16 protein-coding genes are annotated in these 19,422 nt (G+C 31.9%); 2 read left to right on the top strand and 14 right to left on the bottom strand.

The features are described from left to right. Positions 1-203: 203 nt before the first annotated feature. Together tpiA and B5E87_RS10805 are read right to left on the bottom strand one after the other, a co-directional pair. Positions 204-947 carry a triose-phosphate isomerase gene (gene tpiA / locus B5E87_RS10800; protein WP_087244921.1) on the bottom strand — a complete coding sequence of 248 codons (744 nt, stop codon included), beginning with the start codon at positions 945-947 and terminating at the stop codon, positions 204-206. A gap of 16 nt (positions 948-963) precedes the next feature. After that, entirely contained in the window at positions 964-2,148 is a 1,185-nt protein-coding gene (locus B5E87_RS10805; RefSeq protein WP_087244922.1) for a phosphoglycerate kinase, read from the bottom strand. Positions 2,149-2,378: 230 nt separating this feature from the next. Here B5E87_RS10805 and B5E87_RS10810 point away from each other — a divergent pair, with 230 nt between their 5' ends. Then, on the top strand, positions 2,379-2,672 hold the full coding sequence (locus tag B5E87_RS10810; protein ID WP_158095604.1) for a rhodanese-like domain-containing protein: 294 nt from the start codon (positions 2,379-2,381) through the stop codon (positions 2,670-2,672). A 69-nt stretch (positions 2,673-2,741) separates the two neighbouring features. On the opposite strand, the gene eno is transcribed toward B5E87_RS10810, so the two are convergent. The 9 genes from eno to B5E87_RS15710 form a co-directional block, all read right to left on the bottom strand. After that, complete coding sequence (gene eno / locus B5E87_RS10815; protein ID WP_087244924.1) at positions 2,742-4,034, bottom strand: phosphopyruvate hydratase; 1,293 nt, start codon at positions 4,032-4,034, stop codon at positions 2,742-2,744. A 189-nt stretch (positions 4,035-4,223) separates the two neighbouring features. Further along, positions 4,224-5,813 (bottom strand): phosphoenolpyruvate carboxykinase (ATP), encoded by a 1,590-nt coding sequence (pckA, locus tag B5E87_RS10820; RefSeq protein WP_087244925.1) that lies wholly within the window; start codon positions 5,811-5,813, stop codon positions 4,224-4,226. Positions 5,814-5,923: 110 nt separating this feature from the next. After that, on the bottom strand, positions 5,924-6,817 hold the full coding sequence (locus tag B5E87_RS10825; protein WP_087244926.1) for a DUF7916 family protein: 894 nt from the start codon (positions 6,815-6,817) through the stop codon (positions 5,924-5,926). A 56-nt stretch (positions 6,818-6,873) separates the two neighbouring features. Next, positions 6,874-8,688 (bottom strand): ATP-binding cassette domain-containing protein, encoded by a 1,815-nt coding sequence (locus B5E87_RS10830; protein WP_087244927.1) that lies wholly within the window; start codon positions 8,686-8,688, stop codon positions 6,874-6,876. After that, the gene (locus tag B5E87_RS10835) at positions 8,685-10,679 is read right to left on the bottom strand and encodes an ATP-binding cassette domain-containing protein (RefSeq protein ID WP_087244928.1); all 1,995 of its coding nucleotides are present in this window, start codon (positions 10,677-10,679) and stop codon (positions 8,685-8,687) included. The genes B5E87_RS10830 and B5E87_RS10835 overlap by 4 nt, the downstream gene beginning before the upstream one ends. A gap of 138 nt (positions 10,680-10,817) precedes the next feature. Further along, complete coding sequence (locus tag B5E87_RS10840) at positions 10,818-12,026, bottom strand: sensor histidine kinase (protein WP_087244929.1); 1,209 nt, start codon at positions 12,024-12,026, stop codon at positions 10,818-10,820. Continuing rightward, positions 12,014-12,709, bottom strand: a complete 696-nt coding sequence (locus tag B5E87_RS10845) for a LytR/AlgR family response regulator transcription factor (RefSeq protein WP_087244930.1) — start codon at positions 12,707-12,709, stop codon at positions 12,014-12,016. The genes B5E87_RS10840 and B5E87_RS10845 overlap by 13 nt, the downstream gene beginning before the upstream one ends. A gap of 64 nt (positions 12,710-12,773) precedes the next feature. Continuing rightward, positions 12,774-15,095 carry an HAD-IC family P-type ATPase gene (locus tag B5E87_RS10850; protein WP_087244934.1) on the bottom strand — a complete coding sequence of 774 codons (2,322 nt, stop codon included), beginning with the start codon at positions 15,093-15,095 and terminating at the stop codon, positions 12,774-12,776. A gap of 620 nt (positions 15,096-15,715) precedes the next feature. Further along, positions 15,716-15,946, bottom strand: a complete 231-nt coding sequence (locus B5E87_RS15710) for a tyrosine-type recombinase/integrase (protein WP_479684547.1) — start codon at positions 15,944-15,946, stop codon at positions 15,716-15,718. Positions 15,947-16,111: 165 nt separating this feature from the next. Here B5E87_RS15710 and B5E87_RS10860 point away from each other — a divergent pair, with 165 nt between their 5' ends. Next, complete coding sequence (locus tag B5E87_RS10860) at positions 16,112-16,495, top strand: hypothetical protein (protein WP_241147170.1); 384 nt, start codon at positions 16,112-16,114, stop codon at positions 16,493-16,495. A gap of 68 nt (positions 16,496-16,563) precedes the next feature. Here B5E87_RS10860 and B5E87_RS10865 read toward each other — a convergent pair whose 3' ends face one another. The 3 genes from B5E87_RS10865 to B5E87_RS10875 form a co-directional block, all read right to left on the bottom strand. Next, positions 16,564-17,460: an ABC transporter permease gene (locus tag B5E87_RS10865; protein WP_164483496.1), complete on the bottom strand. Its 897-nt coding sequence runs from the start codon at positions 17,458-17,460 to the stop codon at positions 16,564-16,566. Next, the gene (locus B5E87_RS10870; RefSeq protein ID WP_087244932.1) at positions 17,457-18,371 is read right to left on the bottom strand and encodes an ABC transporter ATP-binding protein; all 915 of its coding nucleotides are present in this window, start codon (positions 18,369-18,371) and stop codon (positions 17,457-17,459) included. The genes B5E87_RS10865 and B5E87_RS10870 overlap by 4 nt, the downstream gene beginning before the upstream one ends. Positions 18,372-18,608: 237 nt before the next feature. Beyond that, positions 18,609-18,989 (bottom strand): TnpV protein, encoded by a 381-nt coding sequence (locus B5E87_RS10875; protein WP_087178933.1) that lies wholly within the window; start codon positions 18,987-18,989, stop codon positions 18,609-18,611. Positions 18,990-19,422: the final 433 nt, after the last annotated feature.

Here is a 19,422-nt window from a genome sequence, read left to right on the forward strand (position 1 = left end):
TTGAATGTGCTGATAAGTACAGTGTTTTAGCGGACAATCAGATTTTTAGTTGTTTTCTAAAACAAAAAAAGCGAAAAAACAATGTAAACCTTTTCAATTTATAAAATTATTTTTCCCAATAAAAATCAATATTTTCCATATCTTTTATTTTCATTTTCAAAAAAAGCCAACCCATATTTATAGGTTGACTTTTCAATAAACAATTAGTCTAATGCAGCAATCATAGCTTTATATGAATCTTCTTGTAAAGAAGCTCCACCTACTAATGCTCCATCAATATCAGGTTGTTCTAATAAAGCTTTTAATCCTTCTGGTTTTACAGATCCACCATATTGGATTCTCACTTGATCAGCAACTTCCTGTCCATATAATTCAGCAACAACGCTTCTAATATATGCACAAACATCTTGAGCGATTTCATTAGTTGCAGTTTTTCCAGTACCAATAGCCCATACTGGTTCATAAGCAATAACAACACGACTTGCACAGTTTGGACATACATCTTTAAATGCAGCTACTGTTTGAGTTTTCACAACATCTTTAGTTGTTCCTGCTTCATATTCTTCTAATGTTTCACCAACACATACAATTGGAGTTAAATCATTTGATAAAACTTGACGCATTTTTGCATTCACTGTTTCATCAGTTTCACCAAAATATTGTCTTCTTTCAGAGTGACCTAAAATAACCCATTCTACTCCAATTTCTTTTAACATGCTTACACTCACTTCTCCAGTATAAGCACCACTATCTTTAAAATGACAGTTTTGAGCAGCAACAATTAAGTTTTTAGCTGCACCTTTAGCAGTCTGTAAAGCTAAATATGGAGTTGCAATTCCCCAATCAGCTTTATCAGTGCATGCTCCATCAACTGCTTCAACAAAAGCTTTTGTTTGGGCAATTGTTTTATTCATTTTCCAGTTTCCTACGATAATTGGTTTTCTCATTGTCATAATCCCCTTATTATTTATCATCAATTGCAGCAATACCAGGTAATACTTTACCTTCCATATATTCTAATGAAGCTCCTCCACCAGTTGAGATATGAGAAACTTTATCAGCATATCCAAGTTGCATAACAGCAGCAGCACTATCTCCACCACCGATAATTGTATTAGCATCTGGTAAGTTTGCTAAAGCTTCGCATACTGCGATAGTTCCTTTAGCGAATGGTTCCATTTCAAATACACCCATTGGACCATTCCATACAACAGTTTTAGCTCCTTCTAAAGCAGCTTTGATATTTTCAACTGATTTAGGTCCAATATCTAATCCCATGTATCCTTCTGGAATATCTTCACCACATACTTTAATATCACCTTCAGCAGCAAATGCATTATTGATTACTGAATCAACAGGTAAGATTAATTTATCTCCACCTTTTTCAATAATTTCTTTAGCAACTTCGATTCTATCATCTTCAACTAAAGAATTACCAATTTCATGTCCCATAGCTTTCATGAAAGTATAAGTCATACCTCCACCAACGATAACTTTATCAGCAATCTTTAATAAGTTTTCAATAACTAAAATCTTATCAGAAACTTTAGCTCCACCTAAAATAGCAACCATAGGTCTTTCAGGATCACTAACAGCTTTTCCAATATAAGCAATTTCTTTTTCAACTAAGAATCCAGCAGCAGATGGTAAATGAGCAGGAATTCCAGCAGTAGAAGCATGTGCTCTATGTACTGAACCGAATGCATCTTCAACGAATACATCTCCAAGTGATGCCCAATATTGACCTAATTCAGGATCATTTTTGCTTTCACCTTTTTCATAACGTGTATTTTGTACTAAGATGACTTGAGCATTATCAGCTTCTTTAACAGCATTTTCAAGTTCAGGTCCTCTTGTACAGTTTACAAATTTCACATCTACTCCTAATAATTCAGATAATCTAGGAGCTACAACAGATAAATCATTTTTAGCTTTATCTTCTTCAGTTTTTACTTTACCTAAATGTGAGAACAATACGATAGCTTTTGGTTTTTGTTCTAACAAATATTTTAAAGTAGGTAATGCGGCAACAATTCTGTTGTCATTTGTAATTTCTCCTGTTTCTTTGTTTCTAGGTACGTTGAAGTCAACACGAACTAAGACAGTTTTTCCAGCGACTTCAATATCTTTAATTGTTTTTTTGTCCATTTTTCTCAACCCTCCATGTGCAAATTATAACATTCTTATAACTGATTTTCAATTGCTTTTATAGTTGTTAAAGCAATAAGAATTGTCATTTTTTGTAAAAATAGAAAAAGCTGTTTTTATATTTTATGTGAACTCAAAATAATCTCCGTATAATCGTCATTTATTGACTCATTCTATAAAAACACTTTCACCAACACATGATATTGACATATATTAATAGTGGTGATTTTATGTATGATGATATCCTTCAACATATCCATAATCCACAAACTCTCATTATTGATTTACGTGATGAATTTTCTTTTCGTCAACTTCATTTAAAAAATGCTATCAATATTCCTGGGGATGATTTAAAAAGTCAAATTCCTTATTTACCTCATGATAAACTTCTATATTTTATCTGTGATACTGGAAAAACTGCTAAAAAGATGGCAGAACAATGCCAACAATTAGGTTTTCAATGTCAATATTTTCCACATAGCTTTCAATCCTTACTGATTTTAAAAAATGAACAATATTTTTAATAGATAAAAAAAGGAAAGACTTATGATTGATACTCAAGTCTTTCCATTTTATCTATGACCAATAAAATATTATTGATTATTTAATTGATAAAAAGCTTCTGTAGATGCATAACAAGATTGATTTTTTAACTCATCTTCAATTCTCATCAACTGGTTGTATTTTGCAATACGGTCTGTACGAGAAGCAGAACCAGTTTTAATTTGACCTGCATTTGTCGCTACTGCAATATCAGCAATTGTTGTATCTTCTGTTTCTCCAGAACGATGTGAAACAACAGCTGTATAGTTTGCTTTTTGAGCCATTTCAATAGCTTCTAATGTTTCAGTTAAAGTTCCAATCTGATTCACTTTAATCAAAATAGAGTTAGCAACACCTTTTTCAATACCTTGTTGTAAACGTTTTGTATTTGTCACAAAGAAGTCATCACCAACCAATTGAACACGATCACCTAATTTTTCAGTTAAGTAATCCCATCCTTCCCAATCATCTTGATCTAATCCATCTTCAATAGAAATAATTGGATATTTATCACAAAGTTCAACATAGAAATCAACAAGTTCTTGAGACGTAAATGATTTGTTGTTTTCTCCTGGTAGTGTATATTTTCCATCTTTATAGAATTCACTACTTGCAACATCCATAGCTAATTTCACATCAACACCAGGTTTGTATCCAGCTGTTTCAATCGCTTCTAAGATTGTTTGAATCGCTTCTTCATTAGATGCTAAGTTAGGCGCAAAACCACCTTCATCACCAACGGCAGTATTTAATCCTTTTCCTTTTAAAACTTTCTTTAATGCATGGAAAACTTCAGCTCCCATGCGAATAGCTTCTTTAAATGAAGGCGCATTGACTGGCATAATCATAAATTCCTGGAAATCCACATTATTATCCGCATGTGCCCCACCATTAATAATATTCATCATTGGCGTAGGTAACACATGAGCATTCGCTCCTCCAATATAACGATATAAAGGAATATTTAATTCATGAGCAGCACATTTGGCAACAGCTAATGACACACCTAAAATCGCATTGGCTCCTAAACGGCCTTTATTGGGTGTTCCATCTAAATCAATCATCATCTGATCAATTTTTCTTTGTGCAGTGACTTCTTCACCTACAACTGCTTTTGCAATTTCCTCATTAACATTTTGAACAGCATTTAAAACACCTAATCCTAAATATCTGTTGGCATCTTTGTCTCTTAATTCAACAGCTTCATGAACACCTGTTGAAGCACCACTTGGAACGATGGCTCTACCAAAAGCACCACTTTCGCTTTTCACTTCTACTTCTACTGTTGGATTCCCACGTGAATCCAAGACTTCTCTTGCATAGACACTGACGATTTGACTCATTTTACTTTCCTCCTAATAAGTTTCATTGTATGATCTATATCACATATAAGTTAGTTATAACTAACTATTAATAGAATAACACATTTTCTGATCTTGTGCAATCTTTATACTTTCAAAATCACTTATCACTCATAGTATTTACATATCTTCACTGTTCTATACAAGTTAAAAAAGACAACCCATTATTTTTTAAAACGTATTGTTAATCTTTCCTCCTGGTCCAGCATTGATAATCATTTCTGGGAAATTTGTATATTGTTTAAAGTTTTCCTGGAACATTTCAACAAGCTTTTGAGCTGTCATATCATAAGCATCTTTACTAACCCATGTTGTTCGAGGGTTTAATAATTCATGAGGAACTCCCGGACAAAAGAGTGGAATGTTTAAATTAAAGAATGGATCAACTTCATAGCTAACATAATCTAATTCTCCATTAATGGCCGCTTCAATCATTGCTCTAGTATATTTTAATGGAATGCGACGTCCTATACCATAAGAACCGCCAACCCATCCAGTATTAATCAAAAAGACATTGGATCCTGCTTTGGTCATGCGTTTTTGAAATTGTTTCGCATAAAGTAGTGGATCCATTGGTAAAAATGGTTCTCCAAAACATGTAGAGAATGTTGCCTGTGGTTCAGTAATACCATTTTCCGTACCAGCCAGTTTACTTGTATAACCTGATACAAAGTGGTAAACAGCTGAATTTTGATCCAATTTAGAAATAGGTGGCAAAACACCAAAAGCATCAGCAGCTAAAAAGAATATTGTCTTAGGGATAGGTCCCATACCACTTGGTTCAATATTTTTAATAAATTCAAGTGGGTACCCCACACGTGTATTTTCTGTAATAGAATCATCATCAAAATCAATAATTCTTGTATCTTCAAATAAACAGACATTTTCTGCCATAGCTCCAAATCTAACAGCGTCCCAAATATCTGGCTCATTTTTTTGTGAAAGATTGATACATTTTGCATAACATCCACCTTCAAAATTAAAAACAGAAGTCCGTGACCAACCATGTTCATCATCACCTATCAATTGACGATGAGGATCTGTTGATAACGTTGTTTTTCCTGTTCCTGACAATCCAAAAAATAATGCCGTATTTCCATCTTCCCCAATATTAGCTGAACAATGCATTGTAAAAACATTGCGTTGAGGTAACATATAATTCATGACACAGAAAATACTCTTTTTGATTTCTCCAGAATATCCAGTTCCTGCAATCAAAACAATCTGTTTTTCATAATCAATCATAACAGCCACATCACTATTTAAACCAACTGATGCATCAACATGACAATCAGGAGCAACTAATACTAAATAATCCTCTTGAAAATGTTGTAATTCACGTGGTGTTGGTTTAATTAATAAATTAGAAATAAAAAGATTTTGACTTGCTTTTTCATTAATAATTCTAAAACCATAAGAATACTTTGGATTTGCGCCAGCATAACCATCAAAAATATATAAATCCTTATCTTGAAAATGTTGAATAATTGCCTGATAAACTTTTTCAAACTGTTCTCTAGATGCAGGTTGATTCACTTTTCCCCAAGCAATTTTATCATGAACAGCTGGTGTATCTACAACATATTTATCATGAGGTGAACGTCCCGTTCTTTGACCTGTTTCCACACATAAACATCCAGCTCGACTTAAACGTCCTTCTTTTTTAATTAAAGCTTTTTCAATCAATGATCCCGCTGGAATATTTCTAAAAACATTTCCTGTCGTACTAATCCCATATTTTTTAATTCCATAATCATCCATACAAACACTCCTTTCTTTTTTAAGACTTCTTTCTTTTATTTTATAAAAAATAATTTCTCACCACAAGAAAACTCGTTTTTTCAAATAAAAAAATAGGACTCTTTCGAATCCTATCTATTCACTGAAGATGCAATTTTATGATATGTCCAACGTTTACCTCTAATCGCAATTGATAATGCCATAATATTTTCAGGTAAAGCAATACCACACCAACCAGCATCACCAATATGTTGGATATCAATACCACAACGTTTATTGACTAATGCAATTTGTCGAATTGTTCCTTCATCACTACCTTCTTGAGATGTTCCAATAGAACTTAATGATAATGCTCCTTTAGATTTAATTAATTTACAAGCAGCAGTCACTTCTTCTTCTGATAAACCAGGTACTGTATAAACAGCAGGCATTAAAATAATATCAGCACCTGCATCAATAAATCTTTCAATGCTATCTAAATCAACTAATGCTTCATCAATTCCTGAAGAATGCATTTTACCTGCAATAATCATTCCACCAAAGTATTCTTTTGCAAGTTTAATGGCATTTTCAATAGATGCATTACTTACACCTGTTCCAGGATTTCCTGTCAAACAGATAAAATCAAATCCCAATTCTTTAGCTTTTATAAATGTTTCTTTTGTCGCATGACGACCACTAGAAATCTCTAATCTGTTTTCCATCATCTTTGCATTTTCATCAATTGGTTCAAGATTACACCCTACTGGTCTACCTACTAATTTCTTTAATAATTTCACAGGTTCATCTGTTTCAGGTAATCCATTAATATGAGGATTATTGCAATCAAAAACATTTAACAAAACCATATCACTTCCAAAAGAAACAGCTAATTCAGCATTTGTTAAATCACCAAGTAAAGGTGGACAAGCCACAACTGTTTCAGTCATAATTGTTCTTCCTTCACTGGCTAGAATAGATTGTTTCAATTCATCTTTGTTCATTGATAACATTTCACTTGTTGTACAATTTAATAATCTTTTCATTTCCCGTATCCTCCTGACACATATTATATCGCTTTATCAAAACGCTTTCAATACATTTAATTTCTAAAGATTTTTTCAGGATTCAGATTCTTAACCATAACACAAGATAACAAAATAGAACATAAAAGCGATAAGCCATAAATAAAACATAAAATAGCTATCATTTCTAAAGACTGTATTTGAATAATCCAAGATAATATCAACACACATATGAAAGATAAAAACATTTTCAATACTTGATCCATATTTAAAATAAAAATAAATTCATCAAACATCACACCATTAGCTTTTAGAATAGTAAGTTCTTTTTCACGTCTTTTTAATGACCAATAACACATATAAACAAAAATCAAAGCAAACAATATCATTGTTATATACTTTTCCATTGTATACATACGTATTGTTTCAGTCTTTGTATTAATTAATAAAATGTTGTCTTGAAATTGATCATTAATATTGATATTTTCGTATTTTTTCACAATATAATCTTCTAATTCGTATAATGCATCAATATTGTCACAAAAGATTACATATGCACTTTTTACTGGTTCAACACCAGCACGTAAGGCCATAGCCTGCATATCACTATAATCCATCAACATATAATCCAACGAACTTTCATACGCTACATTCATTCCTATCGCCATAATTCCACTGACGGGAACTTCCTGATTCACTGTAACCTCACTATCAAAAATAAAGTGTGAGAAATGATATTCGTTATTGTCATTAATAAATTGATATAGACTATGATAAGAAGGATAGAGATGTCTGTTGTCTTGAATTGTCTGAAACAATTTTCCTTCCAAATGATTTTCAGGATACAGTGGATATACTGGCACTGTCTGTTCACCTACTTGAACAGATAAATCAAAATATGGGTAAACTTTTTTAACTCCTGAAAATTCTTGAATATTCTCTATCAATTCTTGTGGTAGTGGAGAAGCATCTCGATAAACCCCTAATTTCTGTGATACATCCTGACTTTCAATCATCATTTGAAAATCAGATATACGACGCATCTTATCATCTACATCCATTAAGGCCTGATCAATAGATTTTTGAATCACTAACGTTCCTAAACTTCCTAGAGCTAAGACAATAACCATTAGTATATTCATCAATCTTTCATTGTAAAAACTTTGTTTTAAATAATATAAAAGAAACTTTATTCTAGGTTGCATTATTTTTTGAACGTGACTCATAGGTTGGTCTTCACATTCTTTTTTTAATACAATTCCCTGTTCGTTCATTTCATAGATACAATCTGCATATTCTTCAACAAGATAGCTATGACTTGCTACAATAATCGTACAATTTTCTGTTTTCAATAAGTCTTTTAATAATTGAAAAATGTCTCTTTCATTTATTTCATCCAAAGCACTTGTTGGTTCATCCAAAATCAAAATTTCTGGTTCTTTCAGTAAAGCACAGGCAATCGCCAATCTTTGCTTTTCTCCTCCTGATAAAGTTTTCACTTTTTGATTAAAATGACAATCAAGATGTACCTTATCTAACAGTACTTTCATCGCATCTTCATCAAATGACTTCCCACTTAAATAACAATAATATTTTAAACATTCAGCTACGCTCATATTTTCTAGTAAACCATAATCCTGAAAAACATAGCCAATAGTATACCTTCTTAATTTTGCTTGTTGACGACTACTTAGAGTCATTATATCCTGATTTTGATATTTATAGTGATACTTTTGATCACGTGATATTAAACCTAATTTATATAATAAAGTTGACTTTCCACTACCACTTAATCCTTGAATAAATGTTAAATGATGTTCAGGAATCCATAAACTTTGTTTTTTCACCTTCTTTGATGTATAACGTGTGGACACATGTGTTAATTGAATCATCTTTCAACCCTCCCCAATACAATCATTGGTATACCTACTTCTATACATAAACTAACTATCATACAAAATACAAAGAATGATGGACGAACAATAAATACTTCATTATACATCAAATCAAAAAACACATACGCAATGATAAACATAAAAATAATGGATAAAACAATACATATCAAACTTTCATACAAAAAATAAATACCTAACATTTTTCTTGAACGAGAAACTGTTAAACCACGTTTTGTAAAGAAATGAATAAAATCAACATAATCCTGTTTTTGATTATATTTCACCCCAAAAAACAACATGAAAACAACGAGCATAATTAATCCTGAAATCATAAAAATACTTTCATTTAATTGTTTGACAATCTGAACTTTTGTATAAGTTTCATCATACATAGATGCAACTTTAAACCCCAAGGCTTCTATATCTTCTTTAGCTTTATGAAAATCATAACCATCTTCTACTAGAAATTGATAATAATTATAATAAAAAGGCACTGTACCTTCTGGTATTGTTTTGGATAGTTCTTTTTGGTATTGTTCCATAACGCTCAAAGGATAAAAAATATCAGCATCTAACATACCATTCCCTGTCGCCATCGTTAATGAATAAGACGTTTCTATAATCCCTTTGACTTTCATTTTGACTTTGACTGTCTTATAACAAATATCATCTATATCATTATCCATTGTACGATAAATAGGAACATTGATTGGAAATTCTATTTCTGTATCTTCGTTTACTTCTTGGCACATTCTTTCTAATTCTTCTTTATGAGCACCAAAATCTTCTATCAAATCTCCCGTTTTTAAAAAATATAAAAAATCAGGTGAGATATAAATACCTTCATCATTATCAATTTCTTTTGCATCATTGATTTGATAATCATAATCCTCATTATAAGATGCGACTAAAAAAGCTCCAACATTTGGTTCTAGTTCTGCTTGATTTTCTAATTGACCCTTTTGATATATCTTTAATGTTTTATCATTTTCCTCTACACTTAAATGACTTTCCCAGTTTTGATCTATAACGAATGGCCACGTTTTTATGTGCGATAATTTTTGAACTTCTTTCATTTCCTCACCAATCGAAGGAGGTGCAATGCAATTTTGAGAATACTCATGATAAAATATACCGCCTTTATTCAAAGGTTCTAATTGATCGACATACTTTTGAATAACAGATTGACCATATAAAACAGAAAAACTACATAACCCAATAGACAAAGAAACGAAAAAAATCATAGTCATTTTTAATAACTTACGATGTTCAAACATTTTATATAAATATTGCGTATAATGTTTTAAATTCGCTAAAACAGACTGATTTTTTTCAATCCTTTGAGGAACATTGATTATATTTTGTATAAATTGACAATTTTCAATCTGATAAATAACGTCAGCTTCTTTTTTTATGAAAGCATCATGTGTAAAAATAATGACTGTATGTCCTTGATGCGCATATTCTTTGAGTAATTTCACAATCAATTGCGTATGATGTTTATCTAGAGATGCCGTAGGTTCATCAAAAACAAGTATTTCAGGTTGATGAATCATAGCCAATAAAATACTAACCCTTATTTTTTCTCCACCAGATAACTGTTGAGGAAATAATGAATAAGTATGTTGAATTTCTAATTGTTTGGAAATCTCATCAATATCATATCCATGAAATAATGATTGACATAATTTAATATGATCTTTAATCTTTAAATCATTAATAAATACAGGTATCTGATTCACAATTCCCATATGAGATTGAATAAATTCCTGTTGTTGATTCTCATCTAAATGTGTTATATCTTTTCCATTATAATAATACTCATATGTTCCTGTTCTTTGAAAAGTTAATAATTCATGTAAAGTAGATTTCCCACTCCCACTTTTCCCAATCACAACAGTCAGTTCATTGTCTTTAGCACAAAAATAGGCATGATTATAAACAACATGGTGATCATAATGAACACAAATATTCCTCATTTCTAACATAGCATCACCCACTTTCCTACTGATTTCTATCTCTTCTTATATGTAAAAAAGATGAATATTTTCATATTCATCTTATAATAAAGGATATGAGATTGATATAATCTAAGGATAAAGTGTTGATTTGAAGGATAAATAGCATTACTCTGCTAGTAAAGAAATTTGTATAATAAAGGTTTTATCACTATAATCAATATCTAAATTGCCATGATACTGATTCACGATTCTACGAATACTCTTTAATCCATACCCATGATATTTTCTATCTTTCTTCGTTTTCAACGTTTGATCAAATAACTGATCTATATCATTTTCCACTTGAATATGTAATATTTGTTGTTCATAAATAATATTAACTTTTATCAGTCCATTTTCAGGACAATTTTCTATCGCATTATCTAATATATTAGATAGTAAATCATTTAAAATATAATCTTGGATATGAAATTGTTGAGGAACATTAATCAAACATTCTACCTTTATGTGTTTCATATCAGCATTAATGATTTTATTATTGATAATAGCATCAATCAGCTGATTATTTGTTTTAACTAATACGGGTATTGATGAAATCAGATTACTATGATTATTGATTAATTCTTTAATTTTTATGTAATCCTTTTGATTCAAATAGTAGTCAATCAATTGATAATCATGTTTCAAATCATGTTTTGTCATTTTTAATTGATCATATATATGAAGTAAAGTCTGTTCATTTTCTTGTTGTTGTTTTAATTTTTCATATTCTTCTTTTTTATTGTTTAAATCAAATAGATAAAGCAAAAGTATAAAAACACCTAACAAACATAATAATAGTATTCCAAACATTTTGATTAATTCAGGTGTATCAAAATTGAAAGCAAGATATTCCTGTGTAAAGAGTGAAATTATACAATATAGACCAAATAAAACAACAATTAAAATATAATAATTCATTTGATGCAAAGAAAGACGCATAGCTTTTAATTTTTTCAAAAAGAATAGTGCTAATATAAAATAAAAAAACTTAGCATAATAATCATTGAATTCCAATAAAAATAATTTATTAATAAACAACAACATGATATTCATTGTCAAACTATAAATACTTTCCAATATAACAACAAATACAATTTCACTTATTTTATTGTATGTAAATATACATGCTAAAATAATATTTAACACAATAAAAACATATGATAGAGGAATATCAAAAATATCTGTCAATCCATATACTGTCACAATGCCAACATTCATAATAACCATTGTGATTCTATAAAACCAGCTCATATTTTTCTTTATATCTAACAACTCTGTTATAAACCATGTCTGTAATAAAGAACTGATGACATTTAATCCTATCCATTCCATATGCGTTGACTCCTATAGTGCATATATCTTTGCATAAATGTTTTTTTACTCCCTCGAGTAAAAGGAATGCAGATTTGTTTGATGAGTTCAATATGTTGTTTTTGTATACTGACAACATAATCTAAATTAATAATGATATGATTATTAAATTTATAGAAGTTATGATGATTTAATTCTTGATATGTTTGTTTAAGTGTCTGATATGAAGTATATGTTTGTATGGGTGTATGTATGATAATCTGATTACGCAATGACTCCACATAAATAATGTCTTGCTGTTTGATATGGATATGGACACCTTTAATAATGAATGAAATCTCTTCTTGAATTCGTAAATGCATTTTTTGATATTTTTTAACAAAGTTTTGATAATCTTCATTAAAATGTGATTTTCTGATAAAGAAAAAAGTATTTTGTTGATAGCTTTCATAAACAAAATGATCAACACTAGAAATATAAACAATAATAGTATGTGGATAAAGTTTTGAAATATTCATACCATATTCAAAACTTTCTCCTTCCTTTAACATTACATCTAAAAACACACAATCATATTCTTTCGTGTAAATATCATTACAAAAAGAAATATATGTATCCATTTGTATATCTTGAAATGTCTGATTTAAATATGTTTTTAATTGTTTTGTAAACTCTGTATCATCATCAATAATCACAGCTTTCATATAACATCACCCATCCTCGTATTTTTATTTTAACATAAGTCATTATCAAAAAACTAGGCTAAGCCTAGTTTTGAGGATGTGTATCCAAATAATGGACAACTATTTTTGATAAACATGTTGACACAATCAAACCAAAAAGAAGTGTCATGATAAGATACTGAAGCAACAGTGAAGTCACTGGCGCAAGTTGCAATAAATCATATGTGATATAAGAAACAAGTACAAAAGCTACAATATCAACAATTAAAACGACTGTTCGATAAAGATTAATAGGACTATAAATACGATAAATCATATGAATGGATAAAATAGCTGTTGTATAGTAGAGAATTGTAAAAGCCTGATTTAAAGATAATGATAATGTCGGTGCTAATAGTTTTAAAGCAATGACACATAAAACAATCGCAATAGCATTTGGAAATGAATAGCGCATTGTATACCTACCAATAGATTCTTTTTGTTTAGAGATATTCTTTTCAAATAAAATCATAAATGATGGGAATCCCTCTACAAAGTTATCCAGTAATGTCATTTGAAAAGGAATAAATGGATAAGGCATATTCAAAAGAATACATGTGATAGATATCAAAATTGTATAGATTGTTTTTAAATAATACATCGAAGCAGAACGTGTTACATTATTAATATCTAGTCTTCCCTCTTTCACAACATCTACCATTGTTGATAGTTCACCATTGATGACAACAAATTGTGATATTTGTTTAGCGGCATCTGATCCAGAACCCATAGCAATAGATACATCAGCATCTTTTAAAGCCAAAACATCATTCACGCCATCACCTGTCATCGCAACCTTTTGTTTATGTTTTTGTAAACATAAAATCATCTCATGTTTCTGTGATGGTGAGGCACGTCCTATCACATGATAGTTTAAAATGGCATCTTCTAATTCTTGTGGCGTTGATAATGTAGAGGCATCAATATAATTTTGGGCATTTTCAATACCAGCCTGACTTGCTAGAGCACTAACAGTGACAGGATTATCCCCAGATATAATTTTCACATCAACATCATTATCTTTAAAAAACTGTATTGTTTCTTTAGCATCTTCTCTTAATGGATCTAAAATAACAATCACTGCCAATGGAACACTATGCATCATATCTTCCTGAAAAGTATCAAAATCATGATGTCTAGCAATCAATAAAATTCTAGCGCCTTGATGTTTAGCCTCTTCTATTTGGGTAGGCAAAACAAAATCAGGCAAGATGATTTCTGGTGCTCCAACAATAATCGTTCCTATATTTTCTAATTCTAGTGCACTCCATTTTCTTGCTGAAGAAAAAGAGACTCTTCTTAATGTGGAATAAGGGGCTTCACCTTGAAAATAATCCTGTAAAGTCAAAGACGTTGCATTATTATCAAGAGTTCCTTTCACAAATGAATTCATAATCAAAGAAAATTGATTGCGCCATTGTGTATCAAAAGTATAAACATCTTGAACTTGCATTTTTCCCTGTGTTAATGTTCCCGTTTTATCCAAACATAACACATCGACATGGGATAATGTTTCAATACTGAACATTTCCTGAACTAACACTTTTCGTTTCCCCAGTCTTACAACACTTGTGGCTAAAGATACACTTGTTAATAAAACCAGACCAATTGGTAACATACCTAATAATGCTGTTGACGTATTGACAATGGTTGTATTCAAAGTTTCATTTCTGATACCCATAGCCTGATAAAGCAAGCAAATACTGATTGGTAATACAAGCATACTTGTAAAACGCGTGACTTTCTTAAAAGTTTTCACCAACTCTGATGTCACTGGCTTACGTTTACGTGCTTCACTAGCAATCTTTGTTGCATAGTTATCCATACCCACATGTTCAACACAAGCATGACATGCTCCAGAAATAATAAAACTTCCTGATAAAAGATGATCACCGATATCCTTTAAAACCGGATCAGCCTCACCAGTTAATAATGACTCATCAACTTCTACCTGCGTATCTAGCACAATGCAATCTGATGATATCTGCATTCCTGTTTCCAAGAAAACAACATCATTCAAAACAATCTCTTCATTATCTATTTCCTGAATACAGCCATCACGTAAAACTTTTGTCTTTGGTGAAATAATTAAATTTAAACGTGCCACCATATTACGTGAACGAATATCCTGATAAATATGAATCACTGTATTCATTGTGACAATCAATACAAAAAATAAACTTGACCATGCTTTAACATAAATCAAAGCACAGGCAATCACAAAATTATAAACATTAAAAAGTGTAAACACATGTTCACAAAAAATCTGTCTATTTGTCTTAACTAAAGGTTTTGGTGAAACATTCACATGTCCTAACTGAACTTGTTCTTTCACCTGCTGACTTGTTAATCCCTTCACTTCACTCATAATATCACCCATTTTTAATATATAACTATTTCTAATCTTATCATATTTATATGGAAAAGCCATGAATTTTTTCTAAAGTTTTTCTAAATAAACTTCATTGACCATTTAAATCAGTTGGTTTATATAAGCAATTCTTAGTCTTGTGTTTTAATAAAATTATTTGAAAGAATAAGCTAAGATATTTTCGACAAAAGTGTCAGATTATCTATAAAAAATAAATAATAAAGTTATAGAAGAACCTGTATCAGCAATATAGTATGAAGTATCTTTTCAAAAGTAGAAAAAGAAATAGAAATACTTATAAGCACATAATATAATGCGATTAAAGACAAATTATTTTTCCATTTTTGTATGTGAGAAAAAGCCAATTTTTATCCAACACTTAAAAATATAACAATAAATTTTCAAATCAGTCTATCTAAATTAAAAAAATAAAGGTATATTTGTCCTATGATAAATAGGAACAAAAAATAATGAGATAGAAATATTTTACAAATTCTTATTTATCTATTCAATCCTCTATAAACCCTGTATTTTCAAGGCATACCGCCTATTAAATGTTCAAACCTTATGTATTTTCCCTTGTTTTTGCCCTTATGAGCCGAAACAAGGGAAATTTTTTATTCTCCGCCGATTACCTTATCCAGCAGTCTTGCGGAAGTACGCTTCGCTTCCCTTGTAGCGTGAGCGTAAATGTTCATTGTGGTACTGACATCAGCGTGTCCGAGAAGTTCCTGCACATCTTTCGGGGCAGCTCCATTTGAAAGCAGATTGCTTGTATAGGTGTGTCTGAGCATATGGAAGTGGAAATCCTCCAATCCCTCCACCTTTTTTCTCGCTGTCCTGCGCATAATCCCCACCGTACTCGGTGCTTCAAATGCTCCGTCAGGTCTAAGGCAGACAAAGGATAGTTCCTTGTACCCTGCTGGGACTTCCTCCGACCTCGGCAGACTGTAAACCTCATAATAGGTGCGGTCTTTTTCTTTAACCTCCAGCAGGACAAAGTTCTGCCGCAGTTGAAACAGCAGCTTGCCGATACAAAGGGGCTTTTCAAAGTCAAAGAGCGAAAAGCGTTGGAAGTAAAAATCAAAGAAACCGAAGCAGAGATTGCCGACAGGCTGGATAAAATCCCCGACACGCTCAAAGAGGACGGTTATCCCGATGTACAAGTTTTTATGAGGACTTTCCGAGAAATGGAAAGCGTTGTAGAACAGTACAACCGTGACCTTGCCGAGTGGGAACGCCAAGACAGCAGGAAACCGACAGCCACCGCTAAAGAACAGCTTAGACCGCCCGAAAAGCAGAGCGTGCTAAAACATTTGCGTGAGATACAGGAACGCAACAAGCAGAACCCACCGCAAAGAAAGCGTAAAAAATCCATTGACAGAGATAGCCGATAGGCATTGAAAAACCGCCGTTATGGTTTTACCCATAGCGGCGGATTACATAATCATTTGCAGCTACTAAATTAACAGTTATATTTTTTTGATTTGTTTAACAAAATATAAATTCCAATCAATACCAAAATAGTGATACCAAGTATCATATACATCATTCCAATATTTACTTGACTTCCGAAAAAATAAATATTGCAATCAAGGGAATCTTTTATTTTTTCAATAACCTCTGTTGGAATACCTTGATTTTGCATTTCGGCAAGCGCCCCTTGCATTGTATGATTTCGGATAAGTGATGTACCATAAGTGCCTGGCAAAAATGAGATTATTTTTTGCAGCCCTTCTCCAAATGAAGAAATAGGCATATATGCACCACAAATGAAACCATATCCCGCACTGATGATTGTGCCTACCGCTGAAATTTGTCCTTGTGTTGATAAGAAAAAATTAATAATCGAAGATAATGCTGTTCCAAACAAAACAAGAAGTAAAATATCAAGAAACAAAAAGAATATATCTGCGAGTGACATATACCAACCGACAATTGCTACATAAGTAAGACAGATACCCGTTGCAGCAAAGCAAATAATAAGTGTTGAAAGCAAGGTTGCAACATAATAACTCAGCGAAAGTGTAGCTGACTTCACAGGAGATATTCTTAAATCTCTTATCGTACCATTTGCTTTATCTTGCACCATTAAAAAATTAGAACAAAAAGCAACCGTTACACACGAAACAGCAAGAATAGAGGAGATAAGTTGACCGCCTACCAGTCCCTCTATTATACTTTCTGATAGTTTTAATGAATTAGGTAAATTAGATGTAAAACTATCCCGATACACATTCCCAAGAAAAGTTACATAGAGTACAAGCAATATAGCAGGCGTTATCAAAGAGGTAAAGAACATTCCCTTATCTTTGAAAAACAATTTGATATTCCTTTTGATAAGAATGAAAGCCATACTCATTTTTCAGCACCTCCCACTAATGTTTTTCCTGTAACAGCAAGAAAAACATCGTCCATTTTTCCTTTTGTTATTTCGTAATCATTAAACAACTGTGGATTACGAATAATCAATTCAGTTGCAGCCTTTGTATTCGGTACAGAAAGGCGATAACCGTTTCGGATTTGCTCATATTCCACATCAAGTGCTTTAATATCCTTTTCATCTACATCATAAATTGTGATGTAATCCCCAGTATAAATATTTTTTAATTCAAGCGGAGTACCCTCTGCGGATATTTTTCCATTATCAATGATTACAACATAATCAGCTTCCGCAGCTTCTTCCATATAGTGCGTAGTTAAAAATACAGTCATATTTTCATCTTTGCGAAAACTTGATATAACATTCCAAATAAGTCGGCGTGTCTGCGGATCAAGCCCTGTTGTCGGCTCATCAAGAATAAGAATTTTAGGCTTATGAAACAAAGCCCTTGCAATATCAATTCTTCGGCGTTGTCCTCCTGATAATTTACCAACGGTGCGTTTCAATAAATTTTCAAAATCTAATATTTTCGCCAGTTCCTCAAGTCGTTTCTTAAACTCCATTCCAGTAATGCCATATAAAGCGGCACGACTTTCCAAATTATCATAAACAGAAAGGGCAGAATCCAAGACAGATGATTGAAAAACTACACCCAGTTCACGTTTAATATAGTCCATATCCTTATCTAAATCGTGTTTATCAATAAAAACGCTTCCACTGTCTTTCGACAGTTGTCCACACATAATATTGATTGTAGTTGATTTTCCTGCTCCATTGATACCAAGAAAGGCAAACAACTCTCCTTTTTTCACACGAAAACTCAAATTCTGAACAGCGTTTACACTTCCAAAACTTTTATTAAGATTATTGATTTGAATAATATTGCTCATTCAATTTCCTCCTGTATAATCGGTTTTAATCTCGCATAGAGAGCAATCAATATAATCTTTTCCTGTTCTAATCGAACTCCAAATTAGTAGATGCAGCGCGATACCGTAAATTAAATTCATTATAGCATAATGAATTACCAAAGTCATTATGAAAGAAAACACATCGAATCATAATTGTGGCAGGCAAAGTCTTAATTTTTGACTGCCACAATTTTAATATTCTATATATTACATTTTTTACTTATAGATAATATCGGCATATACAATTTCTCGTGCTCTTGCCTGTATCTCATTCATTCGACCAACCCACAACATCGGGTTTTCTACTTTAAGTTGTTCGGTCACGCCCTCCTTGTCAGCCATTTGCTCAACCAATCGAAACATCATTTCCGTTGCTTGTTCGTCAATGTCGGCAAGGTAATTATTCAATTTGCCGCTTGTGAGCAACGAAATATAAACCGTCCGTTTATGTTCCTGTAAGTAGTGTTTGTGTCGCTGCCCCCACAAACTGATAGGTTTGTTTTCTTTTTCTGCTGGTAAAGTAAGGCAAGGAATATAATAATCCCCCTGCAACTCATACCATAAACCATTGCTCGCATCATAAATATACTTGTCCATTAAAAAATCCTCCGTTATAATATATTCGCACATATGTCACAGTTCTCCGATTGCCACACTCTGTTATATCTTGTTATGAGATTTTCTTGCCCTTGATTTTGCCCTTATGATTGTGCAGAACAAGGGTAACATTGTGTGAAACCATATAAAGAGATAAGGTGTACTGATTGCGATAAATCCTTTGTTTTCAAGGCTTTCGGAGGATTTTATTGATAACCTATGGAGAGCAATAATCACTCATAATTTTATGGTTTTCAAATTCCAATTTGGAGAAATTGATGATAATTATTTTAGATAAATTTTAATTTTCATAAAATGAAATAGGCGAAGTCTAGAAGACCTCGCCCCTTCCCGAACCGTACGGGCACCTTTCAATGCATACGGCTCTCCATTTCTAAGTGAGTTTTCGTTTTGCGATTTGATTGTATTCTAA

Source organism: Massilimicrobiota sp. An142, assembly GCF_002160725.1.
Classification (GTDB): Bacteria; Bacillota_I; Bacilli_A; order Erysipelotrichales; family Coprobacillaceae; genus Allocoprobacillus; species Allocoprobacillus merdigallinarum.

Coding starts and splice junctions, on each gene's coding strand:
- eno (WP_087244924.1), bottom strand. CDS start 4,034: ATGAGTCAAATCGTCAGTGTCTATGCAAGAGAAGTCTTGGATTCACGT.
- B5E87_RS15710 (WP_479684547.1), bottom strand. CDS start 15,946: ATGCGCAGGACAGCGAGAAAAAAGGTGGAGGGATTGGAGGATTTCCAC.
- B5E87_RS10825 (WP_087244926.1), bottom strand. CDS start 6,817: ATGAAAAGATTATTAAATTGTACAACAAGTGAAATGTTATCAATGAAC.
- B5E87_RS10830 (WP_087244927.1), bottom strand. CDS start 8,688: ATGATTCAATTAACACATGTGTCCACACGTTATACATCAAAGAAGGTG.
- B5E87_RS10840 (WP_087244929.1), bottom strand. CDS start 12,026: ATGGAATGGATAGGATTAAATGTCATCAGTTCTTTATTACAGACATGG.
- B5E87_RS10850 (WP_087244934.1), bottom strand. CDS start 15,095: ATGAGTGAAGTGAAGGGATTAACAAGTCAGCAGGTGAAAGAACAAGTT.
- B5E87_RS10805 (WP_087244922.1), bottom strand. CDS start 2,148: ATGGACAAAAAAACAATTAAAGATATTGAAGTCGCTGGAAAAACTGTC.
- B5E87_RS10870 (WP_087244932.1), bottom strand. CDS start 18,371: ATGAGCAATATTATTCAAATCAATAATCTTAATAAAAGTTTTGGAAGT.
- B5E87_RS10845 (WP_087244930.1), bottom strand. CDS start 12,709: ATGAAAGCTGTGATTATTGATGATGATACAGAGTTTACAAAACAATTA.
- B5E87_RS10865 (WP_164483496.1), bottom strand. CDS start 17,460: ATGAGTATGGCTTTCATTCTTATCAAAAGGAATATCAAATTGTTTTTC.
- B5E87_RS10875 (WP_087178933.1), bottom strand. CDS start 18,989: ATGGACAAGTATATTTATGATGCGAGCAATGGTTTATGGTATGAGTTG.
- tpiA (WP_087244921.1), bottom strand. CDS start 947: ATGAGAAAACCAATTATCGTAGGAAACTGGAAAATGAATAAAACAATT.
- pckA (WP_087244925.1), bottom strand. CDS start 5,813: ATGGATGATTATGGAATTAAAAAATATGGGATTAGTACGACAGGAAAT.
- B5E87_RS10835 (WP_087244928.1), bottom strand. CDS start 10,679: ATGTTAGAAATGAGGAATATTTGTGTTCATTATGATCACCATGTTGTT.
- B5E87_RS10810 (WP_158095604.1), top strand. CDS start 2,379: ATGTATGATGATATCCTTCAACATATCCATAATCCACAAACTCTCATT.